This window comes from Erythrobacter donghaensis (assembly GCF_002155425.1).
Taxonomy (GTDB): Bacteria; Pseudomonadota; Alphaproteobacteria; order Sphingomonadales; family Sphingomonadaceae; genus Erythrobacter; species Erythrobacter donghaensis.
Genome location: NZ_MUYG01000009.1, coordinates 42674 through 68402 on the forward strand (window position 1 = coordinate 42674; position 25729 = coordinate 68402).

Genomic DNA, 25729 nt, shown 5'->3' on the forward strand with positions numbered 1-25729 from the left:
GGCGGTTCCCCGTGTGCCAAGCGCGATTTTGATGGTGCTGCTCCGTCAGGCCAGCACATCCTCCAGCCCGTAGAACCGCGCCGCCGTGCCGCTGAACAGCGCTGCCTTCTCATCGGCGCTGGCGCCGCGGGCGAGGCGCTTGAAGGCGTTCCACAGCGCAGGGTAACTCGCACCCCAGCGATCGGGCGGGTAGTTGCTCTCGAACATCGCGCGCGATGGACCGAAGGCCTCGATGCAGGTTTCGATATAGGGCCGCCACAGGGTGGCCAGCTCCTCCGAGCCGACCCCGGCGGCGGGCCCGGACGCAGGCAGCTGCACCTGCGCCATGCCGAGCCCGCCCAGCTTCACCACCACATTGGGGCATTCGGCCAGCGTTCGGATGGCACTGCGCCAGCCCTCGAAGCGTTCGGTGTGCGTGCCATGATAACTGCCGAGCCCAAGCGGCCCGCCACAATGGTCGAGGCAGATCGGCTGATCGGGGAAGGCGCGCGCGAGGTCGATGATCTCGTGAAGCTGCGGCTCGAACACCCAGGCATCGAAGGTCATGCCGCGCTTGCCCAGTTCGGCAAACCCGGCGCGAAAGGCGCTGCTGGCGAACAGGCCCTCGGGCGCCATCAGCGCGGGCGGATAGGCCTCGCCGTCGGTGAGCCGCGCGCCCTGATGCCGGATCCCGCGAAACCGGGGCGAGGCAGCGGCGAGTGCATCCAGCACCGCACCAGCCTCGGCGCCCAGCGACAGGTCGGCATGACCGACGATCCCCGCACAGGGACGGAAAAGCCCGTAAATCCCGCTCGCCCCCTGCGCCGCGACGCCGTTCACGAATTCCACCTCGCCAACAGGCTTGAGCGCCTCACCCAGCGTCCCGTTGTAGAACGCGCCGCATTCGACAAAGACCGAGGCGATGATCCGGTGGCCGCTCGTCGCGTCGGCACGGAACTGGTCGAAGGTGTAGTAGGCCGCATCGACCAGCGATTCGATGAAGGGGTGGCGCGGCTCCGGAAACGCCGCGAGCAAGGGCCGCAGATCCCACAGGTGGTGGTGCGGATCGATGATCGGCAGATCGGGCTCGATAATCGGCTCGGGCGCGGCGGCGTTGTTCATGTTTCTCTCCCCTCGGACGCGTTTTGGAGACACACGAGACCCTGTCCAGAGACAGAATGTCCGGCCTCCCGCGCCGCTTGTTCGCATCCAGACCTAACGGGTGACCAAGGCGGCGTCATGCCTCATAATTGTTGGATTGCACGCCCTTCGAAAACGCGGTCAGTCCACCGCCCGCACATAGAGGTGCCAGGTCGCGTGGCCCAGCACCGGCAGGGCCACCAGCAACCCGAGGAAGCCCGGCAGCATCGCCACGAACAGCAGCGCAGCGATGATCGCGGCCCATGTCAGCATCACCGCGAAATTGCGTCGCACCACCTTGAGGCTGGCGATGATCGCGGTGAGGAAATCGTGCTGGCGGTCGACCAGCAGCGGCAGGCTGATGACGGTTATGGCGTAGAAAGCGAAGGCCATCGCGCCGCCCACCGCGCTGCCGACCGTCAGCATCGCAAGGCCCTGCGGGGTCGTTAGCGCGGCGAGCGGGTCTCGTCCCATTCCGCTCTCGCCGACGAACACGGCAAAGATCGCGTGGGCGACGATCATCCAGAACGAAAAGGCGACGAAGACGATCACACCCATCGACAGGATCTGGTCGTCGCCATGCCCCTTCAATGCGCTGAGCACCGCGCGCCAGCCCAGCGGCTCACCCGCGGCGCGGCGGCGGCTCGCTTCGTAGAGCCCGACGGCGATGAAGGGCGCGACTAACGGGAAGCCCGCGATTGCCGGGATCAGCCAGGTAAGATTGCCACCCGAGACGGTGAGCCACCCAATCGCGAGCCCCGCAATCACATAGACCCCGCCGAAGAACAGCCCGAAGCGGGGCATGGCGCGGAAATCCTGCCAGCCTGTGCTAAGCGCGGCGGCGAGGTCGGCAAGCACGAGATCGCTCACAACCTGCGGTGTCGCGGTCGCGGGCGATGTGCCAGGGAAATTCTGCGATTGGGTCATGCCGGACGTTTCCCTCTTGCCCAGCAGGTTGCGCGCAAATCTCTCGCGGCGCAAGCGGATGTCCTCTGTTCATCTGCGGGAAAGCTTGCATGCGACATTGTTTGTAACGACATCAATTGGGTGGGGGGGCAAAGTGGGTGTGCCTGTTCTGTCGAAGTCGTTCGCCGCGATGACCGCCGGTAGCCTTTTCGCGGCGTTGGCCGCGCCTCTTCCGGCTGTCGCCGGGACGCTCGATCGGGCCGTGAGTGATGAGGAGTTGGCCGTGCTGGCCGCCGTCATGGAGCAGGGCATGCTGGGCACCGGGGTGTGCCCGTGGCTCCACCCGGTTTCCGAAACGCCGACGACCATTCCCTGCGAGGCGATACCGCTGCCGCTGCTGGCAAGCATGGCGCGCAATTCCGCCAACAAGCAGGCTCAGCTCGAACTCGGAAAGCGCTACGAGGAAGGGCGCGGACTGGAGCAAGACAGCGCAAAGGCGCGCAAATATTACCGCATGGCTGCGCGTGACTTGACCCGGGGGCGGCCGGTGCTGGTGCCGGGCCGCGACCCGAGTCCGCTGTCTTTCGGCGAAGTCGGGCACGCCGGGACGCCGATCGAGGCGGGCCTCAACCGGCCACGCCTTCCGGGTTTCGTCATCGCTGTTGGCCTGCCCGAGGCGCGCGACCGGCTGAAGGCCCTCGCCGACTGATGGTACTGCGTTCCAAAGCCGACCACCTCTTGCGGCCGCTCGATGCCTCGTGCATGGCATAGCGCTGACATATCAGTGCAATTCAGAAGGGTCGCGACCGATGAAAGCCATTACAGCGGCGGTTGTCGCCGCGTCGATCTTGTCGTTTGGGTCTGCCTCGGCAGCGCCGGCCAGCCCGGAACTGGACCCCAGTCTGCGCGATCCTGATCATCCGCGCTATGCGGACTGCGCGCCACCGGCCAATTTCGCCAAGCGCTTCCCCAAATTGACGCTGCAAAAGGCGCTCAAGGCCGTCAGCTCGGACATCAATTACGAAAGCCCGAGCGTGATCGAGCCGCGCAATCCGGTGACAGGGGCGCGGGTCACCTCGGAAAATCTCTATGCGAGGAAGATTCTCGGCATTTCCAGATACGAAGACGATCATACCTTTGCCGAGATTGGTCAGCCTCTGGACGGGCCAAAGAATTATTTCATGGTGGTCAGCAACACCAACTACAGCAACGGGTCGACCGTCACCCGCCGCAATGACGTGGCGGAAATCTATCTGAAGCGCGGTGATTCGATCCTTTCGATACCGCTAACCGCATCGTCGGAAATCGGATATTGTTCCGGAGAGGTGATCGATCCGTCCAGACCTTGCTTCAGCACCGCCTATGCGCATCTGCGGGTCGACAGCGACCTGTTTGAGACGCTGGCCAATGCCGACCCGCAGCAGGCCATCGCGTTGACGTGGAAGCGCACCGACGGGGAAATGGCGCAGTGCCCGCTCTATTTCTCGCCGCTGAGCTTCAAGGCGACGCTGCTCTCGATTGACGCAGCGCATGGCAAGGCTGCGGCCAAGCGCGAGAGGCAGCGCGCCGAGGGTTTCTAACGCGCCACCGCGCTGTTCGCCGCTGAAAGCACCGCGCGCACCGAGGCCGTGGCGATGTCCTCGTCGATCCCGCAGCCCCAGATCGTGCGCCCGTCGCTCGCGCGGCATTCGAGGTAGGCCGCCGCACGCGCATCGGTGCCGCTGCCGAGCGCGTGCTCGGTGTAGTCGGCAACCTCAAGCTCGACCCCGAACGCCTCGCGCAGCGTGCCCATCACGCTGGAGATAAGGCCATTGCCGCGGCCCGACACGCTCTGTTCGGTGCCGTCGACCGCGATGGTGCCTGCGAAGATGCGGGTGCCGTCAGCCGCGCGGCTTTCCTCGTAACGCACCAGCTGGAAGTGTTTGGGGTGGGTCTTGACGTGGTAGGCCTTGCGGAAGGCATCCCAGATGTCGGCGGCATTGAGTTCGCGGCCCAACTCGTCGGCCATGGCCTGCACGTGGCGCGAGAAATCGGCCTGCATCCGCTTGGGCAGCTTCAGGCCCTGATCCTTCTCCAGCACCCAGGCGAATCCGCCCTTGCCGGACTGCGAATTGACGCGGATCACCGCCTCGTAACTACGCCCGAGATCGGCCGGGTCGATCGGCAGATAGGGGACGCGCCACTGCTCGTCGTTCTGCGTCTCGCGCGCTTCGAAACCCTTCTTGATCGCGTCCTGGTGGCTGCCGGAGAAAGCGGTGTAGACCAGTTCGCCGCCATAGGGGTGGCGCTGGTGGACGGGCAGGTCGTTGCAATAGGTGACGGTCTCGATCACCCGGTCGATGTCGGAGAAATCGAGCTTCGGGTCGACGCCCTGCGTGTAGAGATTGAGCGCCATTGTCACGAGGCAGCAATTGCCGGTGCGCTCGCCATTGCCGAACAGGCAGCCTTCAACCCGGTCAGCACCCGCCATCAACCCCAGTTCCGCCGCTGCAACGCCGGTGCCACGGTCGTTGTGGGTGTGGAGGCTGATCACCGCGCTTGTCCGGCTGGGCAGATGGCGGCAGAAATACTCGATCTGGTCGGCGTAGATATTGGGCGTCGCCGCTTCGACCGTGGCGGGGAGGTTAAGGATGATGGGGCGTTCGGGGGTGGGGGCGAGCACCTCCATCACCGCCGCGCAAACCTCGATGCTGAAGTCGAGTTCGGCGGTGGAGAAGGTTTCCGGCGAATACTGGAAATGCCATTCGGTGCCGGGATAGCGCGCCGCCTCGTCGCGCATCACCTTGGCGCCCGCGACGGCGATGGCCTTCACCTCCTCGCGGCTCATGCGGAAAACGATGTCGCGCCATGCGGGGCTGACCGCGTTGTAGAGGTGGACGATCGCCGCCCGCGCGCCTTCGAGGCTGGCGAAGCTGGTGCGGATCAGGTCTTCGCGGCTTTGGGTGAGCACCTGCACGATCACGTCATAGGGGATCGCGTCGGATTTCACCAATCCCGAGATGAAATCGAACTCAGTCGCGCCCGCGCTGGGGAAGCCGACTTCGATTTCCTTGAGGCCGACTTCGACCAGCAGGTCGAAAAAGCGGCGCTTCTTCACTGCGTCCATCGGGTCGATGATCGACTGGTTGCCGTCGCGCAGATCGGTCGAAAGCCAGCGCGGTGCTTTCTCGATCAGGCGCGACGGCCACTGGCGGCCCGGCAGATCGATCTGGCCGAAAGGGCGATATTTGGCGGAGGGCTCTTTGAGCATGGGCATGGAAGAAGGCTCGTCGCGAGAAGGAAGGGAAGGCTGCGGCAGGTCACCCTTGGGAGCGGTGCCGCGCTTCTGTTCGCGCGCGGCCGCCTACGCCCAAGGGCGCATAAGTCGAAGCAGCAGCGAAAGTCCGTGTCCCGTCATGGCCAGCCTCATTGCCGATTATTGCGCGGGGCGCAAGCCGGGAATGGGCGCCATTGCCCGCGCGATCACCCGCAACGCGCGTCGCGGATGATGTTCTGCGCGTCGAGCATGATCGAAAGGCGCGGGTTGGTGGGATCGGGATTGACGTTGCCCGCTGCGCCGAAAGCGACGAAGCGCAGGTTGTCGGTGCGCCCGAGCATCTTGGCGATCTCCGCTCGGGTGGCCTGATCGGCGAGCTTGCCGATGAAGGGCCCCATCAGCGGCGCGCCGCAGGTGGCCGAGGCCGGATCGGTCAGCGTGCCGCGCGCAAAGGGGCCAGGGGCCGCGCCGGGGAGTTGCTGGGCGATTTGCGGCGTGGCGGTGGCGGCGGGCGCTGGCGTTGCGCCCGGCGCGGGCGTGGCCTGCGCGCCGCCGATCCGCGCGGCGAATTCCTCGGCATCATTGCCGGGCTGGGCAGGTTCGCTGCCGCAAGCGGAGAGCATGAGCGCGGCGAGGCTGAGGCAAAGGCCGGCAGGGCGGATCATCAACGAGTCTCCGAAAGAAGGTTGCGGCGTCCCTTAGCCGAGCGCAAATGACAAGAGCGTGACAATCCGCCTCAGCGATGGCGCAGCCGGTCGGGGGTGAGTTGGTCGATCGCTGTCACGCCCATCAGCCGCATCCCGCGCTCGATCTCATCCTTGAGAATGCCGAGCGCGCGCTCGACGCCCTCCTGACCTGCCGCCGCCAGCGCGTAGAGATAAAGCCGCCCGCCCGAGGCCGCGCTCGCGCCGCTGCACAGCGCCTTCATCACATGGGTGCCGCGCCGAACGCCGCCGTCGCAGATGATCTCGATCTGACCGCCAACCGCATCGACGATCTCGGCAAGCTGGTCAAAGGGCGCGCGGGAGCCGTCCAATTGCCGCCCGCCGTGGTTGGAGATCATGATCGCATCCGCGCCTATCTCAACGGCGCGGCGCGCGTCGGCAGCGCTCATCACGCCTTTCAGCACGAAGGTGCCGCCCCATTGCTCGCGGATCGCCGCGGCGGTGTCCCAATCCATCGAGGTGTCGAGCATGGTGTTGAAATATTCCGCAATGCTCACCGCCTTGCCCGTGCCCTCGGAGACATGGGTGTCGAGATTGGGCAGGCGAAATTTCTCGCGGAAGAGATAGTCGAGCGTCCAGCGCGGGCGCGTTGCGTAGCTGACGATGCTTGCGGGCGTGAAGCGCGGCGGGGTGGTGAAGCCGCTGCGCAGGCACCGCTCGCGCTTGCCCGACACGATGGTGTCGACCGTCAGCGCCAGCGCATCGAACTGCGCGGCCTGACAGCGCTCGATCATGTGGGTGTTCAGCCCCTTGTCCTTGTGGACGTAGAGCTGGAACAGCTTGGGCCCGCTGGTAAGCGCGGCGATCTCTTCGATACTGCGCGTGGCGAGGCTGGAGATGCCGAACCACAGGCCGAATTTTTCGGCGGCCTTCGCGACCGCCCGTTCTCCCTCCCAGTGGAAGGCGCGCTGCACTGCGGTGGGGGAGAGCATCAGCGGCAGGGCGGACCTGCGGCCGAGGATCGTGCAGGAGGTGTCGATCGTCTCGACTCCCGCCAAAACGTCGGGCACAAGATCGACGCTGTCGAAGGCGGCAGTGTTCCGCGCCTTGGTCAACTCGTCATCGGCCGCGCCGTCGATATAGTCGAAAACCGGGAAGGGCAGGCGCGCCTTCGCCAGCTTCCGGAAATCGTCGATATTATGGCAATCGGACAGGCGCATGGTCAGCGCCTGCCCGATTGAGGAATGACTGTCGAGTGCGCTTTTACTGCTTTTCGAAGGCCACCGAGATGTCGAGTTCGACCTCGTCGCTGACCATCGGGATGCCGTAATTCACGCCGAAGTCCGAGCGCTTGATGCTGGTCTCAGCCTCGAAGCCGACGGTTTCCTTCTTGTTGAACGGGTTCGCGCCCGCGCCGGTGAATTCGGCTTCGAAGGTGACGGGCTTGGTCACGCCGTTGAGCGTCAGATTACCGGTGATGTTCGCGGTCATGTCGCCGGTGCGCTCGACGCTGGTCGACACGAAGCGGGCAGGGGCGGGCGCGGGGCCGAAGAAGTCGGGCTTACCGCCGTCCTTGCCGGGACGCAGCAGGTGATCGGTCAGGCCCTTGCTGGCGGTGGTGACGCTGGCGACGGGAATCGTCACGTCGACCTTGGCCGCAGCGATGTTGGCCGGATCAAGCTTGAGCGTGCCCGCGACATCGCCGAACAGCCCGTAATAATCGTTGAAGCCGAAATGATTGACTTCAAACGCGATCAGCGAGTGGCTGGGATCGGCGGTGTAAGTTCCGCCAGTGACGCGCGAAGGATCGGCCGCACCGGGAACCTGCGGCGCGCCTTGCGCGAAAATCGCGGGTGCGGCGGCAATTCCGCCGGTCACGGCAATCACAGTGGCTGCTGCGGCGAGGGCGTAACGAATCATCGGGGGAAGCCTCCTGTTGGTTCAGTCTTTCAATTCCGCTCCGCGCCCAAGGTTCCACCACGCGGGCGCGGGGTCAGCATTTCACGATGCTCCGCCGGCTGCGCGCGGCGAGCTGGGCGGCGGAGTAGCTGGCGGCGATGGGATCATCCGGGCAGGCGCGATAGGCGCGATCCTGCGTCAGGCAGCCCTCTCCGCACACCTGCACCGCGCGCGGGGCCTGCCAGTCGATCCGCCACAGCCGCCCGCCGGGGGTTGCGACATAGCCGTCCATCCGGCTTTCGATATCGCTCTCGAGATCGAGCATCGACGGCACTTCGCTGTCGTAATCGGCATCGAAACCCGCGTGGGTGTGGATGCTGGCAACCGGAGCCATGCCGGGTTCGTCGAAATAGCGAAGGTCGCACGTGCCCTCGTCGCCTTCGCGCACCGGGGTCGTGTCGAGCGCGCCCTCGCTGTCCTCGAAAATGATCGCGCACAGCTCGATATTGTCGGCGATCGAGCGCGCCTGCATCGCCTCAAGCCGGGTCCGGGCGAAAGCCTGCACCTCGGGCTGCGTCACGGTGATGACGAAATCCTCGGGCCCTTTGACGTTGGAGGCCAGACGCACGACGATCACCACCCAGAGGATGGCGATCACGGCGTAGATCCACCTTGCATTGCGGCCCTCGAGCATCTGGCCCGTGCTTTGGCCTCAGTTTTTCGCCTTGTCGACCAGCTTGTTGGCGGCGATGCGGCGCATCACGGCAAGGCGGCACGCTCAGCGCGCGGGACACGGCGCGGCGCAGCGATCGGCTGATGAGTCGCGGGATCGAACAGCGGGTTGCGCCTTCGTGCACCGGTGAGGACTTCCTTCAGCACGCGCGGGGTCGTTCGCAGGGCGAGGCTGAGGGGCGAGGTCTTCGCCAGATCGCGCGTATCGCCGAGCGCGCTTTGCGTGAACAGATGCCGTTCCCGGGCGCGCAAGGGGCCGAGCACTTCGGGGTTCCTGGTGGCAGCGAGGCAAATGTCGAGAAACGGGATCCGGTTGTTCGCATAGCTGTTGAACAGCGGCGTCGCGCAGCATGATGCAAGCCAGCGCAAGACTGGCTTTTCGGTCATATGCAGGCTCGCCATGCGCTCACGCCCGCGCTGAAACGTGAGCCGAGATCCGCGAAAATTGAACAGGGCGAGGCCGCCCTGATTGTCGAGCATGGAGTCGGCCTTGCCACACAGGCGGACAAAGTCCCGGCAGTCGGAACAGTGGCAGACCACGCATTCGCCGTCGATCGGAGCGGGGAGGGCGACCGTTCCGGACACCTCCCCGCAGCCGCATGCGAAGTGCAGACTGTCTGCCACTTTGCGGTTGTGCCCCCTCAGTTTTTCGCCTTGTCGACCAGCTTGTTGGCGCTGATCCACGGCATCATCGCGCGCAGCTTCGCGCCGGTCTGTTCGATCGGGTGGGCTTCTGCCTGCTTGCGTGCGGCCTTGAGTTCGGGCTGGCCGGCGCGGTTGTCGAGCACGAAGTTCTTCACGAAGCGGCCCGACTGGATGTCGGCCAGAACGCGCTTCATTTCGGCCTTGGTTTCATCGGTTATGATGCGCGGGCCGGTGGTGATGTCACCATATTCGGCGGTGTTCGAGATCGAATAGCGCATGTTGGCGATGCCGCCTTCATAGAGCAGGTCGACGATCAGCTTGGTTTCGTGAAGGCACTCAAAATAGGCCATTTCGGGGGCGTAGCCGGCCTCGACCAGCGTTTCGAACCCGGCCTGGATAAGGTGGGTGATCCCGCCGCACAGCACCGCCTGCTCGCCGAACAGGTCGGTCTCGCATTCCTCGCGGAAGTTGGTCTCGATGATGCCCGAGCGCCCGCCGCCGACGGCGGAGGCATAGGCGAGGGCCACGTCATGCGCCGCGCCGCTGGCGTCCTGGTGAATGGCGATGAGGCAGGGCACGCCGCCGCCCTTGACATATTCGGAGCGGACGGTGTGTCCCGGGCCCTTGGGGGCGATCATGATGACGTCGATGTCCGACGGCGCCTCGATCAGGCCGAAGTGGATGTTGAGCCCATGCGCGAAGGCGAGCGCGGCGCCGGGCTTCATGTGGCCCTTGAGGTCGTTCTCCCAGATCGCCGCCTGATGCTCGTCCGGCGCGAGGATCATGATGATGTCGGCCCACTGCGCGGCGGCGGTGTTGGAGAGCACCTTGAAGCCCGCGTCTTCGGCCTTCTTTGCGGTCGCCGAACCTTCGCGCAGCGCGATGGCGACTTCGGCGACGCCGCTGTCGCGCAGGTTCTGGGCGTGGGCATGGCCCTGCGAGCCGTAGCCGACGATGGCGACCTTCTTGGGCTTGATCAGATTGAGATCGGCATCGGCGTCGTAGTAAACCTTCATTTCCTGTCCTTACTCTGGCGAATTGATTTCTTGATAGAAGTCAGCAAGTTCTTCGATCTCGTCGGCGCGACGCGAAATGGTGTCAGTGTAGCAGATTTGTGCCTGCAACCGATCAAGTGTCCCGCCCGAAACGAGGTAATGTTGGCAAGCGACGTCCTTGTAGCCGATCCACGCCCGCTGTTCAGCAAGGAGTGATTTGCCGACATCGGTGTCTTTGCCGCCGATGGCCTTGATCAGTCGCGCCCAATTGGCATTGAGCCGTTCATCCTCACTAACGGCGAGGGCGACGTAGCAATCCTTCGCGGCAAGGTCGGACAGCCCTGTGTTCTCGATGCAAGCATCAAGCGCCGCCTCGGCCTCAGGTGTCGGCCCCTCAGCGACTGCAGCCTGCGGCAACGCCAGCGCGGCGAGCGCGAGGGTGACGAGACGCGTCGACACGCTTAGGCCCCCTGCGGCCCGCGCAGCATCCCCACGACGCCGGTGCGGCCGACCTCGACCAGTCCCAACTCGCGCATCAAGGCGATAAAGCTGTCGACCTTGTCGGGCGGGCCGGTGATCTCGAAGATGAAGCTTTCGGTGGTGGTGTCGACGGGCCGCGCGCGGAAGATGTCGGCGAGCCGCAGCGCCTCGACCCGCTTTTCGCCCGTGCCGGTGACCTTGATCAGCGCCAGCTCGCGCTCCACGTGGGGCCCGGCGGTGGTGAGGTCGGTCACCTTGTGCACCGGCACCAACCGTTCCAACTGCGCCTCGATCTGGTCGATCACCGAGGGCGGGCCGTTCGTGACGATGGTGATGCGGCTGACCGCGTGGTCCTCGGTAATGTCGGCTACGGTGAGGCTGTCGATATTGTAGCCGCGCGCGGTGAACAGGCCGGTGATCTTGGCGAGGATCCCCGGCTCGTTATCGACTGTGACGGCGAGCACGTGACGCTCTGAGGCTGCTTCGGTGATTTTCATTTGAAACGCCCCTCCCAAACCGGATCGAACATTCGACCTGGCCGATCATTTTCCAAGATGAACCTGCGTCCTTCTTCAATTGCCGAAGCATTGTCGGTCTGGTCGCTCAGGTCGAGGATCGGATTGGTCAGCAACATCCAATCACCGTCCTCGAGCTTTTGGGCCACGTCCATACCCAGAAAACGTGCGCCTAGCTCGGATAGCCAATCCAAGACCCGCATGGAGTCGCCGGAATTGAACCAGTTCCGTCGCTCGGCCCTCGCGAGAAGGTCTGACGGTAAATCGGCAAATACGACCATCAGACCAGCGCCTTGGCTTCGTCGTCCATCGTGCCGTCGACCTTGTCGCCGTAGAGCAGCATTTCGGTGTGCGCCGCGCCGCTCGGGATCATCGGCAGGCAATTCGCATCCTGCGCGACGAGGCAATCGACGATCACCGGGCCATTGTGGTCGAGCATCCGCATGATGCCATCATCGAGATCGCGCTCCTCGGTGATGCGGATGCCCTTCCAGCCATAAGCCTCGGCGAGCTTCACGAAATCGGGGAGGCTGTCGGAGTAGCTGTTCGAATAGCGGCTTTCATAGGTCAGTTCCTGCCACTGGCGGACCATGCCCATGTACTCGTTGTTCAGGATGAAGATCTTGACCGGCAAGCGGTATTGCGAAGCGGTGCCGAGTTCCTGGATGTTCATCTGGATCGAGGCTTCGCCCGCGATGTCGATCACCAGCGCATCGGGAAAGCCCAATTGCGCGCCGATCGCTGCCGGAAGCCCATAGCCCATCGTGCCGAGGCCACCGCTGGTGAGCCACTTGTTCGGATCTTCAAAGCCGAAATACTGCGCCGCCCACATCTGGTGCTGGCCGACTTCGGTGGTGATGATCGGATTGCGCTGGTGGGTGAGCGCGTGCAGCCGCTCGACCGCCTTTTGCGGCATGATCATGCCGGGGTTCTTGGCGCTGCGTTCCGGATAGGCAAGACATTCGCGCGCGCGCCACCCGGCGATCCGTGCCTTCCATTCGCCGAGGTTCTTCGCCTGTCGGCTGCCCCATGCCTCGATCAGCTGGGCCAGCACCGTGCCGCAATCGCCGACAATGCCCATGTCGACGGGCACTGTCTTGTTGATCGAGGAACGGTCGATATCGATGTGGATCTTCTTCGAGCCCGGCGAGAAGGCATCAAGCCGCCCGGTGACGCGGTCATCGAAGCGCGCGCCGATGCAGACCATCACATCGCATTTGTTCATCGCCATATTGGCTTCGTAGGTGCCGTGCATCCCCAGCATCCCCAGCCAGTCAGGGTGCGCGCTCGGGAAGGCGCCCAGACCCATCAGCGTGGAGGTGACGGGCGCGCCGGTGATGTCTTGCAATTGGCGCAGCAGACGGCTCGCCTCGGGCCCGGAATTGATCACGCCTCCGCCGGTGTAGAAGATCGGGCGCTGGGCGTTCGCGATCAGTTCGACCGCCTCGATGATCTGCTCCGCTGGAGCCACGGTCTGCGGCGCGTAGCGGTGCGATCCGGCGCGGGTCAGCGCTCGGCGTTCAGACGGGACCGCGATCTGGACGTTCTTGGGAATGTCGATAACCACCGGGCCGGGCCTGCCGGTGGTGGCGATGCGGAAGGCTTCCTTGACCGTTGCGGCGAGATCCGCAGGGTCTTTCACCAGATAATTGTGCTTCGTGCAGTGGCGGGTGATGCCGACGGTATCGGCCTCCTGAAAGGCGTCAGTGCCGATCAGTGCGGTGGGCACTTGCCCGGTGATGACCACCAGCGGAATCGAATCCATCCATGCATCGGCAATGCCGGTGACCGCATTGGTCGCGCCCGGACCGGAGGTGACCAGCACCACGCCCGGCTTGCCCGTGGCGCGGGCATAGCCTTCCGCCGCATGGGCCGCCCCGGCTTCGTGCCGGACGAGAATGTGGCGGATGCGTTCGTCGCCGAACAGCTCGTCATAGATCGGCAGCACCGCGCCGCCGGGATAGCCGAACACGAATTCGACGCCTTGCTCCACCAGTTCGTGCACAAGGATCGCTGCACCGCTCATCGCGGGGCTAGTGTCCGAGGACGTCGGGGCAGGGGCTTTGTCCGGCTGACCGGGCACGGCGGCACTCCATTTAATCATGTCGCCGCAGCGCCGGGGGCGGGGGCGAGAGGGTGTAACAAAGAAAACAGGCCCGATGCAGGGGGGCGCATCGGACCGAGTGATGACGCCGCTAAAGGTTATAATCTGATAGGTCAACCCCTATTTGCGTAATAATGATGCAAAATACGCGTCAATGTCGATATTTTCAGATTCCCAACTGGGGCGCGCCCGCGGCCAGTCTTCGGGGGGCTGGCGCCGGAACCAGGTGAACTGGCGCTTGGCGTAGTTGCGCGTGGCCTGCTGGCCCATCGCGATCACGTCCTCGGATTCGACCTCGCCTGCCAGCCATGCGGCGATTTCAGGCACCCCAATCGCGCGCATCACCGGCAGATCGGGATCGAGCCCGCGCGCCAGCAGCGCCTCGACCTCGGCCACGGCGCCGTGATCGAGCATCGCGACGAAACGCGCATCGCAGCGCTCGTAGACCCATGCGCGCTCGGGCTCGACGATTAGCGGATGCAGCCTCACTTCATCGGCAATGCCGCCGGACTTGGCCAGCTGCCAGTCGCCCAGCGTCACCCCGGTCGAGCGCTTGACCTCCAGCGCGCGGGCGATGCGCTGGGTGTCGCCGGGATCGAGCATTGCCGCGCGTTCGGGGTCTTCGATTTGGAGCAGCTTGTGGGCTTCCCCCTCGTCCAGCGCCCGCACCGCCGCGCGCACGGCGGGGTCGATCGGGGGGATCGGGGCGATCCCTTCGAGCAGCACCTTGAGATAGAGCCCCGTGCCGCCGACGAGGATCGGCACTGCGTCAGCCGCATGGCAATCGGCGATCTCGTCCTTGGCGCGCGCGGCCCAGGCGGCGGCGGAGCAAGCTTCCGCCCCGTCCCACGCGCCGAACAGGCGGTGCTCGACCTCTTCCATTTCCTCGTCAGACGGGCGGGCAGAGAGGATCTGGAGATCGGAATAGACCTGCGCGGAATCGGCATTGATGATGACGCCGCGCCGGCCATCGGCTGCGAGCCGCCGGCCCAGATCGAGCGCAACCGCGCTCTTGCCGCTGGCGGTCGGCCCTGCGATGAGCGCGAGCGGATTTTCAGGAGTTACAGAGATGCTCATTGCGCGGCTGATAGCAGAGACGAGTAAATGTGAAACGCGTCTCGATGCGCTGTCGGGCGCTTTGGCCGATGCGGGCGCGGTGCTGAGCGCGGCAGCGATGCCCGAAGGCGATGACGATGTGCTCGAATTGCATCTGGATTCGGGTGATCCGGCGACGGTGCTGGACGCGATCGACGCAGTGTTCGCGCCGCCTGCAATGCTGGTTGCGCGAGGCAAAATCGTTGTGCCGCAGCTGTTCGTGTCGGACATGGATTCGACCATGATCGGGCAGGAATGCATCGACGAGCTGGCCGATTATGCGGGGCTGAAGCCGCAAATCGCCGCCATCACCGAGCGCGCGATGCAGGGCGAACTCGATTTCGAGGCGGCCTTGCGGGAGCGTGTGGCGCTGCTGGCGGGGCTCGACGAAGGCGCGATTGGCGCCTGCCTTGCCGAGCGGATTCGCGCAACGCCGGGGGCGAAGACGCTGGTGGCAACCCTCACCGCGCTGGGGACGCGCACCGTGCTGGTGACGGGGGGATTCCACCACTTCGCCGATCCGGTGGCCGACATGCTCGGCTTCGACCGGGTTGTGGGCAACAGGCTCGCGGTGGAGGAGGGCAAGCTGACCGGCGGGCTCGTCGGCCCGATTACTGATTCTGCGGTCAAGGCAGCGGTGCTCCGCGAGGAGGTGGCCGGGCTGGGCGAGGCGGCGCACAGCCTCGCTACGGGAGACGGCGCGAACGACATCCCGATGATCGAAGCGGCAACCTATGGCTTTGCCTACCGCGCCAAACCCAAGGCGCGCGCGGCCGCCAATGGCCGTGTCGATGATGGGGATCTGACCGCTGTTCTCAGCCTGCTCGGGGTGCCGCGCGCAAGCTGGCGAGAGGGCTGATCGCGCGGCGGGAACGGATGATCGCAAAAAGGGTTTCAATTCGGGTACCGAATATGCTATTAACACTGATGTAAGCAAGCCGCAGCTATACCCCGGCTTCAGCACAGGAATGGCCCGCATGACCGACATCGCCCGCGATCAGTATACCCGGATGTTCTCTGCCGACGGCACGGTGCTGCTTCATCCTGACCGTCCCGAAGCGCGCTATCGCCCGGTGCGGGCGGTGAAGGCGTTTCAGGCGCTGATCCGGGACAAGGAAGACACCAGCCAGGTCTTCAAGATTTTCGAATCGCTCCCTTCGGGCGACTTCATGCAGCGGGTGCAGGACCTCGCCCTGTCCGAACGCGGCGAGTTTCTGCGCAGGGCCGAGCCGAACTTGCCCGAAATCCTTGATGATCACGCCACTCTGCGCCGCACGCCCAAGGGCAGTCTCGCGCACGCCTATTGCGACTTCATGGAAGCCGAAGGGCTTTCGGCAGCGGGTCTTGTTGCCGAGGCGGAGCGGCTTGGGCGCCCCAAGTATCCCGATCTGGTGCAGTGGTTCATCGAACGCTCGCGCGATACGCATGATCTGTTCCACGTGCTGACCGGCTATGGCCGCGATGCGCTCGGCGAGCAGTGCGTGCTGCTGTTCACCCACGGCCAGTCGCCGAGCCAGGGGCACCTGCTGATCGGCTATGCCGGCGCGGCCAACATCAAGAAGCTCGCCAAGGGCAGCGCTGCCCCGATCTTCGGCGCCGTGCGCGAGGCGCATCGCACCGGCAAGGGCGCGCCGCAGCTGATGGCGCAGCCGATCCGCCAGTTGCTCGAACGCCCGCTTGATGAGGTCCGCACCGCCCTGCGCATTCCGCAGCCGGAGCAATATCGCGAATGCCACCGCATCTGGCAGGCCGAGGGGATCAACCCCTATGACCTGCTCGCCACCAAGCCTGCCGAGCCGGAGCTGATGGCGGCCTGACCGCCTTGGTCAAAGCCAGCTGGCGATCTGCTCCAGCGGCTTCTTGATTAGCGCGTGGGCGGGCACTGTGGCATCCGCCGCAGGCCGTCCGGCGACCACGATCATCACCGGCTTTTCCCATGCGGGCCGCCCGCAGACTGTGCGCAGGAAACCCATGGGGGAGGGCGTGTGGGTCAGCGTCGCCACCCCCGCCTCGTGGAGCGCCGCCAGCAGCAGCCCACAGGCGATGCCGACGCTTTCGTTCACATAATAGTTCTGCGTCTGCCCATCCTCGGCAATCCCGCCCTTGCGCTGCGCGAAGACGACGATCAGCCATGGTGCGGTTTCGAGGAAGGGCTTGTCGGCATCGGTCCCGAGGTCCTTGAGCGCCGCGAGCCATTCCGCGCCCGCCTTGGGATCGCCGCCGTCGGCCCCGTAGAAGCGCCGCTCTTCGGCCTCGGCGGCTTCGCCAATCGCACGCTTCCGTTCGGGCGAGGCGACCACCGCGAAATGCCATGGCTGATGATTGGCGCCTGAAGGTGCGCTTCCGGCAGCGGCGATGGCGGCTTCGATCACGCCGCGGGGCACGGGCTCATCGGAGAACCACCGGCACGTGCGGCGCTGCGCCATCCGCTCGGCAAAGCCGCGTGCGCGGGCCACGGCCTCGTCATCGGTGAGGCGCGGGAGGGAGTAGGGGAGGGTGTCTGGGTCGTTCATCGGCAGGCGTATGTCCTCGATCGGTCCGAGAATGGACTGTTTACTGACACTGATGTAAATGGCGAGGCCAGACCCCGTTTCGCGACTCGCGCAAAGGACGTTACACGATGGCGCTCATCGATCTCCCGCTGGTTGCCCCGGAACGCAAGATTTCGGGATTGCGGCCGTTGAAGGTGCTTCACCACTTCGGCAAGCTGGTCGAGGACAAGGAAGACACCGCACAGGTGTTTCACATCATCGAGGCGACCAAAGGCAAGCGCAGCCTCGCGCAGGCGCATGGCTTCATCCGATCCGAGGAAGGCCAGCGCTTCATGGCCGAAAGCATCAGCATCCCCGCCATGCTCGACGATCACGACCGCTGGGCCGATTGCGGGCCGCAAAGTGTTGCGGCGCATTACATCGCTTTCATGAAGCGCGAAGGGCTCTCGGCGGCGGGGCTGGTGGCGGAAAGTCACAAGTGGGCGCCGCCCGAGAGCCTGCCCAAGGATCAGACCCAATGGTATTTCGATCGTCAGCGTGACACGCATGATCTGTTCCACGTGCTGACCGGCTATGGCCGCGATGCGCTGGGCGAAGCGAGCCTGCTGGGGTTCACCTACGAGCAGAACCACAACAAGGGCATCCTGTTCATCGCCTATGCGGGCGCGCGGCAGATCAAGAAGGTGTCGGGCACCAAGGCGCCGCTGTTCGCCGCGATCAAGGAAGGCCGCAGGCTTGGCCGCGCGGCGGCGAAGATCGCGCATCAGGATATCGCCGCGCTGATGCGCGAGGATATCGATGCAGCACGCGCGCGGCTGAACATCGGAAAGCCCGAGGTTTATCGCCAGTGCCTCGCGATCCTCCAGGGCGAAGGGATCACCCGCGAGCAATTGACCCTGAGCGGCGCGCAGGCGGCCTGAGCGGCCCTTACCCCTCCATCCACTCCTCGAAGAAGCGCTGGTTGGCTGCGCGCAGGTCCGCGAGCGGCACGCCCAGCACCGAATCGCCGCCCACAGTGCCGATCCGCTGGAACCCGATCTGCGCGGTCTCGTCATTGCGGGTGCCCTTGGCGAGCGCTTCGTTGAGCGCTGCGACGTCGGGCACGGTGACGAGATAGCGGCCCTGATCCTCGCCGAACCACCACTGCGCTGGGGTGTAGTCGGGGTTGGCAGCCTCGGTCTCGGCGCCGATCCCGCCTGCCAGCGCCATTTCAGCGAGTGCGACAGCAAGGCCGCCGTCCGACAGGTCATGAACCGCGCTCACCAGCCTGTCTGCGATCAACTCGTGGATGATCTCGCCGGCATTGCGCTCCACGGTCAGGTCGGTCGGCGGGGTGCGGCCGGCCTCCATGCCCTTTACCACGCGCAGCCACAGCGAGCGGCCAAGGTGCGAGCGGGTCGGATCGGGCTTGGCCCAGAATTCCGGCCCGACGAGGTAGATCGCGTCGCCTGCGTTCTTGAAGTGCATCGTCATCATCTTCGACAGGTCGTTGATGATGCCGACACCGCCGATGGCCGGGGTGGGCAGGATTGCCGAGCCACCGCCGGTCGCCTTCGATTCGTTGTAAAGTGACACGTTGCCGCTCACGATCGGGAAGTCGAGCGCACGGCAGGCATCGCCCATGCCGTCGAGCGCGTGGACGATCTGCGCCATGATCTCGGGGCGCTGGGGGTTGGCGAAGTTGAGGCAGTTGGTCACCGCCAAGGGCCGCGCACCGACCGCGCAAAGATTGCGGTATGCTTCGGCAATGGCCTGCTTACCACCCTCATACGGGTCGGCGAAGACATAGCGCGGGGTGCAATCGGTGGTGATCGCGAGCGCCTTGCCCGTCCCATGCACCCGCACCACACCCGCATCGCCGCCGGTCTGGAGCGTGTCGGCGCCGACCTGCGAATCGTACTGCTGCGCGATCCACCCGCGCGAGGCGAGGTCGGGGGAGGCCATCATGGTGAGAAGATCGGCGGCGATATCGTCGCTCGCGGGCACTTCGCCGAGCGGCTTGATTCCCGCCCAGGCGGTGTATTCTTCCTTCGACAGGTAGGGCCGATCATAGAGCGGCGCTTCATCGGCGAGCGGGGCCAGAGGGATGTCGCACACAACCTCGCCGTTGAATTCCAGCACCATGTGGCCGGTGTCGGTCACTTCGCCGATGACAGCGAAATCGAGCTCCCACTTCTTGAAGATCGCCTCGGCCTCGGCCTCGCGGCCGGGCTTCAGCACCATCAGCATCCGCTCCTGGCTTTCCGAGAGCATCATTTCATAGGGCGTCATGCCGGTTTCGCGGCAGGGCACCTTGTTCATATCGAGCCGGATGCCAGCGCCGCCCTTGCTCGCCATTTCTACGCTGGAGGAGGTCAGCCCCGCCGCGCCCATGTCCTGGATCGCGACGATGGCATCGGTCGCCATCAGTTCGAGGCAGGCTTCGATCAGCAGCTTTTCGGTGAAGGGATCGCCAACCTGCACGGTCGGCCGCTTGGCCTCGGCATCCTCGCCAAAGTCCGCGCTCGCCATGGTCGCGCCGTGGATCCCGTCGCGCCCGGTCTTGGAGCCGACATAGACGATCGGATTGCCCAGGCCGGTCGCGGCGGAATAGAAGATCTTGTCCTGATCGGCGACGCCCACGGTCATCGCGTTGACGAGAATGTTGCCGTCGTAGGCGGGGTGGAAGTTCGTCTCCCCCGCCACGGTCGGCACGCCGACACAATTGCCGTAGCCGCCGATGCCTGCGACCACGCCCTGCACCAGATGCTTCATCTTGGGGTGTTCGGGTCGCCCGAAGCGCAGCGCATTGGCATTGGCGATCGGCCGCGCGCCCATGGTGAAGACATCGCGCAGGATGCCGCCCACGCCCGTCGCCGCGCCCTGATAGGGTTCGATGTAGGAGGGGTGGTTGTGGCTCTCCATCTTGAAGATCGCCGCCCGCCCGTCACCGATATCGATCACGCCCGCATTCTCGCCCGGGCCGCAGATCACCCACGGGGCTTCCGTGGGCAGCTTCTTCAAGTGCAGGCGCGAGGACTTGTAGCTGCAATGCTCCGACCACATCACCGAGAAGATGCCGAGCTCCACGAGGTTCGGCTCGCGGCCCAGCGCGTGGAGGACACGCTCGTATTCCTCGGGGGAAAGGCCGTGTTGTTCGACGATTTCGGGGGTGATAGCGCTCATTGAGGGGACTCCTTGCCGCGCGCCCTAGATTACTGAAGCGCGAAGGCCAAGTTGCCGCGTTTGCGGAACCAGCGATTTGTGCTCACCCACAGCGCGAGCGCGGTCAGCAGGCCGAAGGCGACGAGCGCCTGAAGATAGACCAGCAGCCCGGCGCTTTCGGGATGGGGGGCGAGCCAGTTGATCGCCTGCAACAGCAGCATCACCCCCGCCAGCACCAGCGGAGGCCCCGCCGGGCCGCGGGTGCGGCGCAGATAGAAGGCAAAGGCTGCGGCGGTCAGCCCCAGCTCCAGCGGTACCGCCACCCATGGCACATTCCACAGGCCCAGACCCAGCTTGGGCGGCGTGCCGTCGATGGTGAGATCGGGCACGTGGACCAGCCAGTCGAGCACCCAGTGCGAGATCACCACGAGGCCCGCCAGCGCCCCGGTGCGAAGACTGCGGTCGCGCAGCGCCACGATCCCGAGGAAGGCCGCCGCCCAGATCAGGGTGCCCAGCAGGCTGTGGGTGTAGGGCATGTCGTAAAGGTCGTAAGGCACCATCACGCTCGCCGCAGGGTCGATCCGCATATGCTCCACCCCGATGGTGGCGAGCGCGAAGAACCCCCAGTCGACCAGCTGCGCCGCGACGAACATCGTCGCCAGCCGGGGCCTTTCCGGGCTCACGGCAGCGGCGACGAAGGCCGGGGCGAAGTGGCCGATGAACATTTCAGGCGGCAGGCGTGGCGGGCGCGAAACGGAGCACCGCCCAGCACGCCAGCGAACTTGCCGCGCCGGTCACGAAAGCGCCCCACAGGATGTCGAGCACGCTGATCTGCGTCGACCACACTTTCATCACCGCCTGCGAGGTGAGGTCGAAGGTCGCATAGCACAGCGCGCCCAGCAGGATGCCGTTGAGCATCGCCGCCTGCACCCCGCCGCCTTCAAGGCCGGGCTTGATCGCGAACCAGCACATCCCGGCGATATAGATGAGATAGAAGGCGATCGCCGCAGGCAGATTGAAATCCTTGGCCATGATCTCGCCGATCACCGGCTTGTAAAGATTGACCGAGGCCCAGCGCAGCCACACCGCATCCAGCATGAGAAACGACAGCGCCGCGACGCCATAGGCGATGATCCACTTCAGCAGCATGAGTGCGATTATCCTGTGTTGGTTGATCCCGCCCTATGCCGCGCAGCCTTGACCGCACCGCTGCGCCCCGTCAATGCTCGCGGGCATGGACGAGGGCACTTCATCACCGGCTGCAGCCGGGCAGGACATCGCGCAGCTGAGCTTCGAACAGGCGCTCGGTCAGCTTGAGCAGATCGTGCAGCAGCTGGAACGCGGCGATGTGCCGCTCGATCAGTCGATCAGCCTCTACGAACGCGGCGAGGCGCTGCGTGCGGCCTGCCAGCAGCGGCTCGATGCGGCACAGGCGCGGATCGAGAAGATCGTGACCGGTGCCGATGGCCGGGCGACCGGCACCCGCCCGTTCGACGCGGAAGGCTGAGCGTGATGCTGGTGGAAAGCGCAAGCACGCTGCTGGGCGATGCGATCAAGAGCGTACAGGCGGACATCGATTCGCTGTTCGATGCGCTGCTCCCGGTGCCCGACGATACCAGCGCGCGCCTGATCGAGGCGATGCGCTATGCCGCGATCGGCGGCGGCAAGCGGGTGCGCCCGCTGCTGGTGTGCAGCACTGCGGGACTGTTCGGCGTGTCGCGCGATGCGGCCCTGCGTGCGGGGGCTGCGATCGAGGCGATCCACGTCTATTCGCTGATCCACGATGACTTGCCCTGCATGGACAATGACGATCTGCGCCACGGCAAGCCGACGCTGCACAAGGTCTATGACGAGGCGACCGCGGTGCTGGCGGGCGATGCGCTCCATGCGCTCGCTTTCGAAATCCTCGCCGATGAAGCCACCAGCACCGACCCCTTCACGCGCTCCGAACTGATCCTGACGCTGGGCAAGGCCTCGGGGATGCACGGCATGGCCGGTGGACAGATGATGGACATGGTCGCCGACGAGGAGGGCGTGACCTACGATCTCCACACCATCACCCGGCTGCAACAGCTCAAGACCGGCGCGCTGCTGGCCGCCAGCGTCGAGATGGGCGCTATCCTCGGCAAGGTCGCGCCGCAGGGCCGGGCGCATCTGCGCGCCTATGCCCGCGATATCGGGCTCGCCTTCCAGATCGCCGACGACCTGCTCGACGTGGTGGGCGATGAGGACAAGGCCGGCAAGGCGCTGCGCAAGGACGACGAACAGGGCAAGCAGACCTTCGTCACGCTGATGGGGGTCGAAAAGGCCCGCGAACAGGCGCGTGCGCTGGTCGATCAGGCGGTGCTGCGGCTCGCGTCCTACGGGCCAGAGGCCGACATCCTGCGCGCGCTCGCCCGCTACATCGTCGAACGCGACCGCTGAGCACAGGCAGCTCGCCACACGCATACGAACCGCAAGGGGGATACTATGGCATTCCGGCAAGTCGTTCAGGAAGAGACCTATGGCGGGGTGACGATGCGCATCCACCGCTTCGTCGAGAAGAAGATGGTGGCGCGCGGGATCCCGACCGGGATTGAGGGGCAGCTCCACTACATCGCCGAGCCGACCGACGTGCATCAGCTCGAGATTGTGCTCAACAACGCCTCGGCCCTGATCGAGCCGGGGGCGCTGCAATATTCCTACGGCAATCTCAGCGCCGAAATCGTGCGGCACGAGGCGCAGAAGGGCTTCTTCGCGCGCGCAGCGGCTTCAGCGGCGACGGGCGAATCGGCGCATGCGACGCGTTATTCGGGCAGCGGCACCATCTGGTGCGAGCCGGTGCGCAAGCATTTCATCCTCGCCACGATGGATGGCCCGCAGGATGCCCTGCTGCTCGACGACCGCGCCTTCTATGCCTGCTCGGCCGAGATTGCGCTCTCGACGCACCTGCACAAGTCGCTGTCGGGGATGTTCTCGGGCAATGGCCTCGCACAGCCCAAGATCACCGGGGCGGGGGTGTTCGCGGTCGAAAGCCCCGTGCCCGTCACCGAGATCGACGAGATCGCGGTGATGCCTGGGCAGGAAGTCGTGGTCGATGGCGACTTCATGCTGATGTATTCGGCGAATCTCGAAGTCACGATCGGCCCGCTGGTGGCAGGCCTGCGCAACGCGATGCGATCGGGTGAGGGCTTCGTCTACAAGCTGCGCGGGCAGGGCACGGTGTGGATCACGCCGTCATCGCGGATCGCCTAACCCGGCCCGAGCGCGAGAGAGGATACGCATCATGAGCCGCCGTATCGGGATCTATCCCGGCACCTTTGACCCCATCACGCTGGGCCACGCCGACATCATTCGGCGCGGTTCCAAACTGGTCGATCACCTGATCATCGGGGTCACCACCAACCCTTCCAAGAACCCGATGTTCTCGACCGAGGAACGCTTCCGCATGGTGGAGCGCGAGGTGGCGAACATGGGGCTCGGCAATGTCGAGGTGGTGGGCTTCAACGCGCTGCTGGTGAAGTTTGCGCAGAAGATGGGCGCCAATGTCATCATCCGCGGCCTGCGCGCGGTCGCCGACTTCGAATACGAATATCAGATGGCCGGCATGAACCAGCAGCTCGACGACAATATCGAGACCGTGTTCCTGATGGCCGACGTCTCGCTGCAGCCGATCGCATCCAAGCTGGTCAAGGAAATCGCGGTCTATGGCGGCGATATTGCCCGTTTCGTCAGCGCGCCGGTGTGCGAAGAGGTTAATGCCCGCGTGCGCAAACAGGGGCTGAAGGGCGATTACTGATCGGCCCGTTCCCACGCGCGGCCCGTTCATTCATTGCAGTGTCAGATCGGCGGGGCTACAGGCTCGGTCGAAATCCGGATGGAACCATGATCACAGTCAAGTTTGCCACTGCCCTCGCTGCTTTTGCTCTTTTCGCCGCGCCGCAGGCCGCCTTCGCGCAACAGCAGAAGGACGACACCCCGCCCGAGGCTTTCGGCGAGAACGCCGAAAAGCCTGACGCGGATGAGGCTGCGATGCCCGCCGCGCCGCGCACCTATGCGCCGATCAACTATGATCCGGCGGTCGATCCCGAAAACGTCTGGGTGCTCGACCTGTCGAATGGCGAGCGGGTCAAGATCCGGCTTCAGGCCGATTGGGCGCCGAGCCATGTCGAGCGGATCAAGACGCTGACCCGCGCAGGCTTCTACAACGGGGTGGTGTTCCACCGTGTGATCGACGGCTTCATGGCGCAGGGCGGCGATCCGACCGGCACCGGGCAGGGGGGCAGCGAGCTTCCCGACCTCAAGGCCGAGTTCAACCCCATGCCCCACGTGCGCGGCACCCTGTCGATGGCCCGCGCTTCGGAAGATGACAGCGCCAACAGCCAGTTCTTCATCGTCTTCTACCCGCGTTTCAGCCTCGACAAGAAATACACCAATTTCGGCCGGGTGATCGAGAACATGGAAGCCGTGGACGCGATCAACCGGGGTGAGCCGCCGCAGAGCCCGACCTATATCGTGCAGGCCTCGCTCGGCAGCGACAACCTGCCGCCCCCACCGCCGCCGGCGCCGGCCGAGGATGCGCCGATTTCGGCCGACATGCTGAGCGCGCCGCTGCCCTAAGGCTCTTCCCTCACCGGGCGCGCGGCTCTATGCGCGCGGCCCATGAAGGTAGACCTGTTCGATTTCGACCTGCCGCAAGAGCGGATCGCGCTGCGCCCCGTGCGCCCGCGCGATGCGGCGCGGATGCTGGTTGTGCGCGGGGGTGATGCGCCGTTCGAAGATCGCGGTGTTCGCGATCTGCCGCAATTGCTGAATCCCGGCGATGTGCTGGTCTTCAACGACACACGCGTGATCCCTGCCCAGCTCGAAGGTCGGCGCGCTGACGGCGAGGCCCGGATCGGCGCGACGCTGCACAAGCGGATCGACTTGCGCCGCTGGCAGGCTTTCCTCAGGAACGCCAAGCGGGTGAAGATCGGCGACCAGCTGGTGTTCGGCGGCGGGGTCACAGCGCGGGCGCAGGAACGCCACGCCGATGGCTCGCTGACCCTGTTCTTCGAGGGCGAGGAGCCTGTCGAAGTCCTGCTCGACCGCGCCGGCACCATGCCGCTGCCGCCCTACATCGCCAGCAAGCGCGGGATCGATGCACAGGATCTGGAAGACTACCAGACGATGTTCGCGCGCGAGGAAGGCGCAGTCGCGGCCCCCACCGCCTCGCTGCATTTCACGCAAAGGCTGGTCGACGCGATCGACGCCGCCGGAATCGGGCGCGCGATGCTGACACTGCACGTGGGGGCGGGCACCTTTCTCCCCGTGAAGGCCGACGATACCGACGACCACCAGATGCACGCCGAGTTCGGCCGCATCTCGCAGGACACCGCCGACCAGCTCAACGCCGCGCGCGCTGCCGGAGGCCGGATCATCGCGGTCGGCACCACCTCGCTGCGGTTGCTCGAGAGCGCGGTGGACGAAAACGGCGTGATCCAGCCCTTTGCCAGCGATACGGCGATCTTCATCACGCCGGGCTACAGGCTCAAGGCGGTCGATGGGCTGATGACCAACTTCCACCTGCCGAAGTCGACGCTGATGATGCTCGTCAGCGCACTGATGGGGCGTGAGCGGATGATGGCGGCCTATGCTCATGCCATCGCCAAAGAATATCGCTTCTATTCCTATGGTGACTCCTCGCTGCTGCTCCCGTAATCG

At 65.2% G+C, this 25729-nt stretch carries 29 protein-coding genes; 11 read left to right on the plus strand and 18 right to left on the minus strand.

Translation table 11 applies throughout. From position 1 onward, the window contains the following. Positions 1-45 precede the first annotated feature (45 nt). Positions 46-1101, minus strand: coding sequence for an amidohydrolase family protein (locus tag BZF59_RS06440; RefSeq protein ID WP_086607437.1), 1056 nt, complete (start codon positions 1099-1101; stop codon positions 46-48). A 159-nt stretch (positions 1102-1260) separates the two neighbouring features. Further along, a complete protein-coding gene (locus tag BZF59_RS06445; protein WP_086607438.1) occupies positions 1261-2046 on the minus strand; it encodes a DUF2189 domain-containing protein in 786 nt (261 codons plus the stop codon). 139 nt (positions 2047-2185) lie between these two features. On the opposite strand from BZF59_RS06445, the gene BZF59_RS06450 reads away from it, so the two are divergent. Continuing rightward, positions 2186-2734, plus strand: a complete 549-nt coding sequence (locus tag BZF59_RS06450; protein WP_086607439.1) for an SEL1-like repeat protein — start codon at positions 2186-2188, stop codon at positions 2732-2734. Positions 2735-2783: 49 nt separating this feature from the next. Next, positions 2784-3605 (plus strand): hypothetical protein, encoded by an 822-nt coding sequence (locus BZF59_RS06455; RefSeq protein ID WP_143738111.1) that lies wholly within the window; start codon positions 2784-2786, stop codon positions 3603-3605. Here BZF59_RS06455 and leuA read toward each other — a convergent pair. The 12 genes from leuA to miaA all read right to left on the minus strand — a co-directional run bounded on the left by leuA (position 3602) and on the right by miaA (position 14393). Further along, positions 3602-5281, minus strand: coding sequence for a 2-isopropylmalate synthase (gene leuA, locus BZF59_RS06460; RefSeq protein ID WP_086607441.1), 1680 nt, complete (start codon positions 5279-5281; stop codon positions 3602-3604). The genes BZF59_RS06455 and leuA overlap by 4 nt on opposite strands. 206 nt (positions 5282-5487) lie before the next feature. Further along, positions 5488-5946 carry a hypothetical protein gene (locus tag BZF59_RS06465; protein ID WP_086607442.1) on the minus strand — a complete coding sequence of 153 codons (459 nt, stop codon included), beginning with the start codon at positions 5944-5946 and terminating at the stop codon, positions 5488-5490. 71 nt (positions 5947-6017) lie between these two features. Then, positions 6018-7166, minus strand: a complete 1149-nt coding sequence (locus tag BZF59_RS06470; protein ID WP_086607443.1) for an alpha-hydroxy acid oxidase — start codon at positions 7164-7166, stop codon at positions 6018-6020. A gap of 43 nt (positions 7167-7209) precedes the next feature. Beyond that, positions 7210-7866: a YceI family protein gene (locus BZF59_RS06475; RefSeq protein ID WP_086607444.1), complete on the minus strand. Its 657-nt coding sequence runs from the start codon at positions 7864-7866 to the stop codon at positions 7210-7212. 73 nt (positions 7867-7939) lie between these two features. Beyond that, positions 7940-8539: a DUF4329 domain-containing protein gene (locus BZF59_RS06480; protein ID WP_086607445.1), complete on the minus strand. Its 600-nt coding sequence runs from the start codon at positions 8537-8539 to the stop codon at positions 7940-7942. Positions 8540-8604: 65 nt separating this feature from the next. Then, the gene (locus BZF59_RS06485; protein ID WP_143738112.1) at positions 8605-9261 is read right to left on the minus strand and encodes a DUF6151 family protein; all 657 of its coding nucleotides are present in this window, start codon (positions 9259-9261) and stop codon (positions 8605-8607) included. After that, complete coding sequence (ilvC, locus tag BZF59_RS06490) at positions 9219-10238, minus strand: ketol-acid reductoisomerase (protein WP_086607447.1); 1020 nt, start codon at positions 10236-10238, stop codon at positions 9219-9221. The genes BZF59_RS06485 and ilvC overlap by 43 nt, the downstream gene beginning before the upstream one ends. 9 nt (positions 10239-10247) lie before the next feature. Continuing rightward, the gene (locus tag BZF59_RS06495) at positions 10248-10676 is read right to left on the minus strand and encodes a lysozyme inhibitor LprI family protein (protein WP_086607448.1); all 429 of its coding nucleotides are present in this window, start codon (positions 10674-10676) and stop codon (positions 10248-10250) included. A 2-nt stretch (positions 10677-10678) separates the two neighbouring features. Beyond that, positions 10679-11194 (minus strand): acetolactate synthase small subunit, encoded by a 516-nt coding sequence (gene ilvN / locus BZF59_RS06500; protein WP_086607449.1) that lies wholly within the window; start codon positions 11192-11194, stop codon positions 10679-10681. Next, positions 11191-11493: a hypothetical protein gene (locus tag BZF59_RS16025; RefSeq protein ID WP_143738113.1), complete on the minus strand. Its 303-nt coding sequence runs from the start codon at positions 11491-11493 to the stop codon at positions 11191-11193. The genes ilvN and BZF59_RS16025 overlap by 4 nt, the downstream gene beginning before the upstream one ends. Then, a complete protein-coding gene (gene ilvB, locus BZF59_RS06505; protein ID WP_086607450.1) occupies positions 11493-13238 on the minus strand; it encodes a biosynthetic-type acetolactate synthase large subunit in 1746 nt (581 codons plus the stop codon). Before ilvB ends, BZF59_RS16025 begins: the two co-directional genes overlap by 1 nt. 198 nt (positions 13239-13436) lie before the next feature. Next, positions 13437-14393: a tRNA (adenosine(37)-N6)-dimethylallyltransferase MiaA gene (miaA, locus tag BZF59_RS06510; protein ID WP_086607818.1), complete on the minus strand. Its 957-nt coding sequence runs from the start codon at positions 14391-14393 to the stop codon at positions 13437-13439. On the opposite strand from miaA, the gene serB reads away from it, so the two are divergent. Both serB and BZF59_RS06520 read left to right on the plus strand, forming a co-directional pair. After that, complete coding sequence (gene serB / locus BZF59_RS06515; RefSeq protein WP_086607451.1) at positions 14386-15270, plus strand: phosphoserine phosphatase SerB; 885 nt, start codon at positions 14386-14388, stop codon at positions 15268-15270. The genes miaA and serB overlap by 8 nt on opposite strands. A gap of 118 nt (positions 15271-15388) precedes the next feature. Then, positions 15389-16228: a Coq4 family protein gene (locus tag BZF59_RS06520; protein WP_086607819.1), complete on the plus strand. Its 840-nt coding sequence runs from the start codon at positions 15389-15391 to the stop codon at positions 16226-16228. A gap of 9 nt (positions 16229-16237) precedes the next feature. Here the strand turns inward: BZF59_RS06520 and BZF59_RS06525 are convergent, their stop codons facing one another. Further along, entirely contained in the window at positions 16238-16924 is a 687-nt protein-coding gene (locus BZF59_RS06525; RefSeq protein WP_086607452.1) for a nitroreductase family protein, read from the minus strand. A gap of 107 nt (positions 16925-17031) precedes the next feature. On the opposite strand from BZF59_RS06525, the gene BZF59_RS06530 reads away from it, so the two are divergent. Next, positions 17032-17823, plus strand: a complete 792-nt coding sequence (locus tag BZF59_RS06530; protein WP_086607453.1) for a Coq4 family protein — start codon at positions 17032-17034, stop codon at positions 17821-17823. A gap of 7 nt (positions 17824-17830) precedes the next feature. On the opposite strand, the gene purL is transcribed toward BZF59_RS06530, so the two are convergent. From purL to BZF59_RS06545, 3 genes are read right to left on the minus strand one after another with little or no spacing between them, the layout of a single operon-like run. Next, complete coding sequence (purL, locus tag BZF59_RS06535) at positions 17831-20068, minus strand: phosphoribosylformylglycinamidine synthase subunit PurL (protein WP_086607454.1); 2238 nt, start codon at positions 20066-20068, stop codon at positions 17831-17833. 29 nt (positions 20069-20097) lie between these two features. Next, a complete protein-coding gene (locus BZF59_RS06540; protein ID WP_086607455.1) occupies positions 20098-20772 on the minus strand; it encodes a hypothetical protein in 675 nt (224 codons plus the stop codon). A 1-nt stretch (position 20773) separates the two neighbouring features. Next, positions 20774-21196 (minus strand): DUF2177 family protein, encoded by a 423-nt coding sequence (locus BZF59_RS06545; protein WP_169712054.1) that lies wholly within the window; start codon positions 21194-21196, stop codon positions 20774-20776. 85 nt (positions 21197-21281) lie between these two features. Between BZF59_RS06545 and BZF59_RS06550 the strand changes: the two genes are divergently transcribed. The 6 genes from BZF59_RS06550 (at position 21282) to queA (ending at position 25726) form a co-directional block, all read left to right on the plus strand. Continuing rightward, entirely contained in the window at positions 21282-21554 is a 273-nt protein-coding gene (locus BZF59_RS06550) for an exodeoxyribonuclease VII small subunit (RefSeq protein ID WP_086607820.1), read from the plus strand. A 5-nt stretch (positions 21555-21559) separates the two neighbouring features. Continuing rightward, positions 21560-22471, plus strand: a complete 912-nt coding sequence (locus BZF59_RS06555) for a polyprenyl synthetase family protein (RefSeq protein WP_086607457.1) — start codon at positions 21560-21562, stop codon at positions 22469-22471. Between the two features lie 45 nt (positions 22472-22516). Then, positions 22517-23281, plus strand: a complete 765-nt coding sequence (locus tag BZF59_RS06560; RefSeq protein ID WP_086607458.1) for an AIM24 family protein — start codon at positions 22517-22519, stop codon at positions 23279-23281. Positions 23282-23312: 31 nt separating this feature from the next. Next, positions 23313-23825 carry a pantetheine-phosphate adenylyltransferase gene (gene coaD, locus BZF59_RS06565; protein WP_086607459.1) on the plus strand — a complete coding sequence of 171 codons (513 nt, stop codon included), beginning with the start codon at positions 23313-23315 and terminating at the stop codon, positions 23823-23825. Between the two features lie 86 nt (positions 23826-23911). Next, entirely contained in the window at positions 23912-24646 is a 735-nt protein-coding gene (locus tag BZF59_RS06570; protein ID WP_086607460.1) for a peptidylprolyl isomerase, read from the plus strand. Between the two features lie 42 nt (positions 24647-24688). Further along, on the plus strand, positions 24689-25726 hold the full coding sequence (gene queA, locus BZF59_RS06575) for a tRNA preQ1(34) S-adenosylmethionine ribosyltransferase-isomerase QueA (RefSeq protein WP_086607461.1): 1038 nt from the start codon (positions 24689-24691) through the stop codon (positions 25724-25726). The last annotated feature ends 3 nt before the right edge of the window (positions 25727-25729 follow it).

What these genes read in the sequence shown, in the direction of transcription:
- BZF59_RS16025 (WP_143738113.1), bottom strand. Translation starts at nt 11,493, where the DNA reads ATGGTCGTATTTGCCGATTTACCGTCAGACCTTCTCGCGAGGGCCGAG.
- BZF59_RS06465 (WP_086607442.1), bottom strand. Translation starts at nt 5,946, where the DNA reads ATGATCCGCCCTGCCGGCCTTTGCCTCAGCCTCGCCGCGCTCATGCTC.
- BZF59_RS06545 (WP_169712054.1), bottom strand. Translation starts at nt 21,196, where the DNA reads ATGCTGCTGAAGTGGATCATCGCCTATGGCGTCGCGGCGCTGTCGTTT.
- BZF59_RS06440 (WP_086607437.1), bottom strand. Translation starts at nt 1,101, where the DNA reads ATGAACAACGCCGCCGCGCCCGAGCCGATTATCGAGCCCGATCTGCCG.
- miaA (WP_086607818.1), bottom strand. Translation starts at nt 14,393, where the DNA reads ATGAGCATCTCTGTAACTCCTGAAAATCCGCTCGCGCTCATCGCAGGG.
- BZF59_RS06550 (WP_086607820.1), top strand. Translation starts at nt 21,282, where the DNA reads ATGGACGAGGGCACTTCATCACCGGCTGCAGCCGGGCAGGACATCGCG.
- queA (WP_086607461.1), top strand. Translation starts at nt 24,689, where the DNA reads ATGAAGGTAGACCTGTTCGATTTCGACCTGCCGCAAGAGCGGATCGCG.
- purL (WP_086607454.1), bottom strand. Translation starts at nt 20,068, where the DNA reads ATGAGCGCTATCACCCCCGAAATCGTCGAACAACACGGCCTTTCCCCC.
- BZF59_RS06540 (WP_086607455.1), bottom strand. Translation starts at nt 20,772, where the DNA reads ATGTTCATCGGCCACTTCGCCCCGGCCTTCGTCGCCGCTGCCGTGAGC.
- ilvB (WP_086607450.1), bottom strand. Translation starts at nt 13,238, where the DNA reads ATGAGCGGTGCAGCGATCCTTGTGCACGAACTGGTGGAGCAAGGCGTC.
- BZF59_RS06480 (WP_086607445.1), bottom strand. Translation starts at nt 8,539, where the DNA reads ATGCTCGAGGGCCGCAATGCAAGGTGGATCTACGCCGTGATCGCCATC.
- BZF59_RS06445 (WP_086607438.1), bottom strand. Translation starts at nt 2,046, where the DNA reads ATGACCCAATCGCAGAATTTCCCTGGCACATCGCCCGCGACCGCGACA.
- BZF59_RS06525 (WP_086607452.1), bottom strand. Translation starts at nt 16,924, where the DNA reads ATGAACGACCCAGACACCCTCCCCTACTCCCTCCCGCGCCTCACCGAT.
- BZF59_RS06470 (WP_086607443.1), bottom strand. Translation starts at nt 7,166, where the DNA reads ATGCGCCTGTCCGATTGCCATAATATCGACGATTTCCGGAAGCTGGCG.
- BZF59_RS06560 (WP_086607458.1), top strand. Translation starts at nt 22,517, where the DNA reads ATGGCATTCCGGCAAGTCGTTCAGGAAGAGACCTATGGCGGGGTGACG.
- BZF59_RS06555 (WP_086607457.1), top strand. Translation starts at nt 21,560, where the DNA reads ATGCTGGTGGAAAGCGCAAGCACGCTGCTGGGCGATGCGATCAAGAGC.
- ilvC (WP_086607447.1), bottom strand. Translation starts at nt 10,238, where the DNA reads ATGAAGGTTTACTACGACGCCGATGCCGATCTCAATCTGATCAAGCCC.
- BZF59_RS06570 (WP_086607460.1), top strand. Translation starts at nt 23,912, where the DNA reads ATGATCACAGTCAAGTTTGCCACTGCCCTCGCTGCTTTTGCTCTTTTC.
- ilvN (WP_086607449.1), bottom strand. Translation starts at nt 11,194, where the DNA reads ATGAAAATCACCGAAGCAGCCTCAGAGCGTCACGTGCTCGCCGTCACA.
- coaD (WP_086607459.1), top strand. Translation starts at nt 23,313, where the DNA reads ATGAGCCGCCGTATCGGGATCTATCCCGGCACCTTTGACCCCATCACG.
- serB (WP_086607451.1), top strand. Translation starts at nt 14,386, where the DNA reads ATGCTCATTGCGCGGCTGATAGCAGAGACGAGTAAATGTGAAACGCGT.
- BZF59_RS06475 (WP_086607444.1), bottom strand. Translation starts at nt 7,866, where the DNA reads ATGATTCGTTACGCCCTCGCCGCAGCAGCCACTGTGATTGCCGTGACC.
- BZF59_RS06530 (WP_086607453.1), top strand. Translation starts at nt 17,032, where the DNA reads ATGGCGCTCATCGATCTCCCGCTGGTTGCCCCGGAACGCAAGATTTCG.
- leuA (WP_086607441.1), bottom strand. Translation starts at nt 5,281, where the DNA reads ATGCCCATGCTCAAAGAGCCCTCCGCCAAATATCGCCCTTTCGGCCAG.
- BZF59_RS06520 (WP_086607819.1), top strand. Translation starts at nt 15,389, where the DNA reads ATGACCGACATCGCCCGCGATCAGTATACCCGGATGTTCTCTGCCGAC.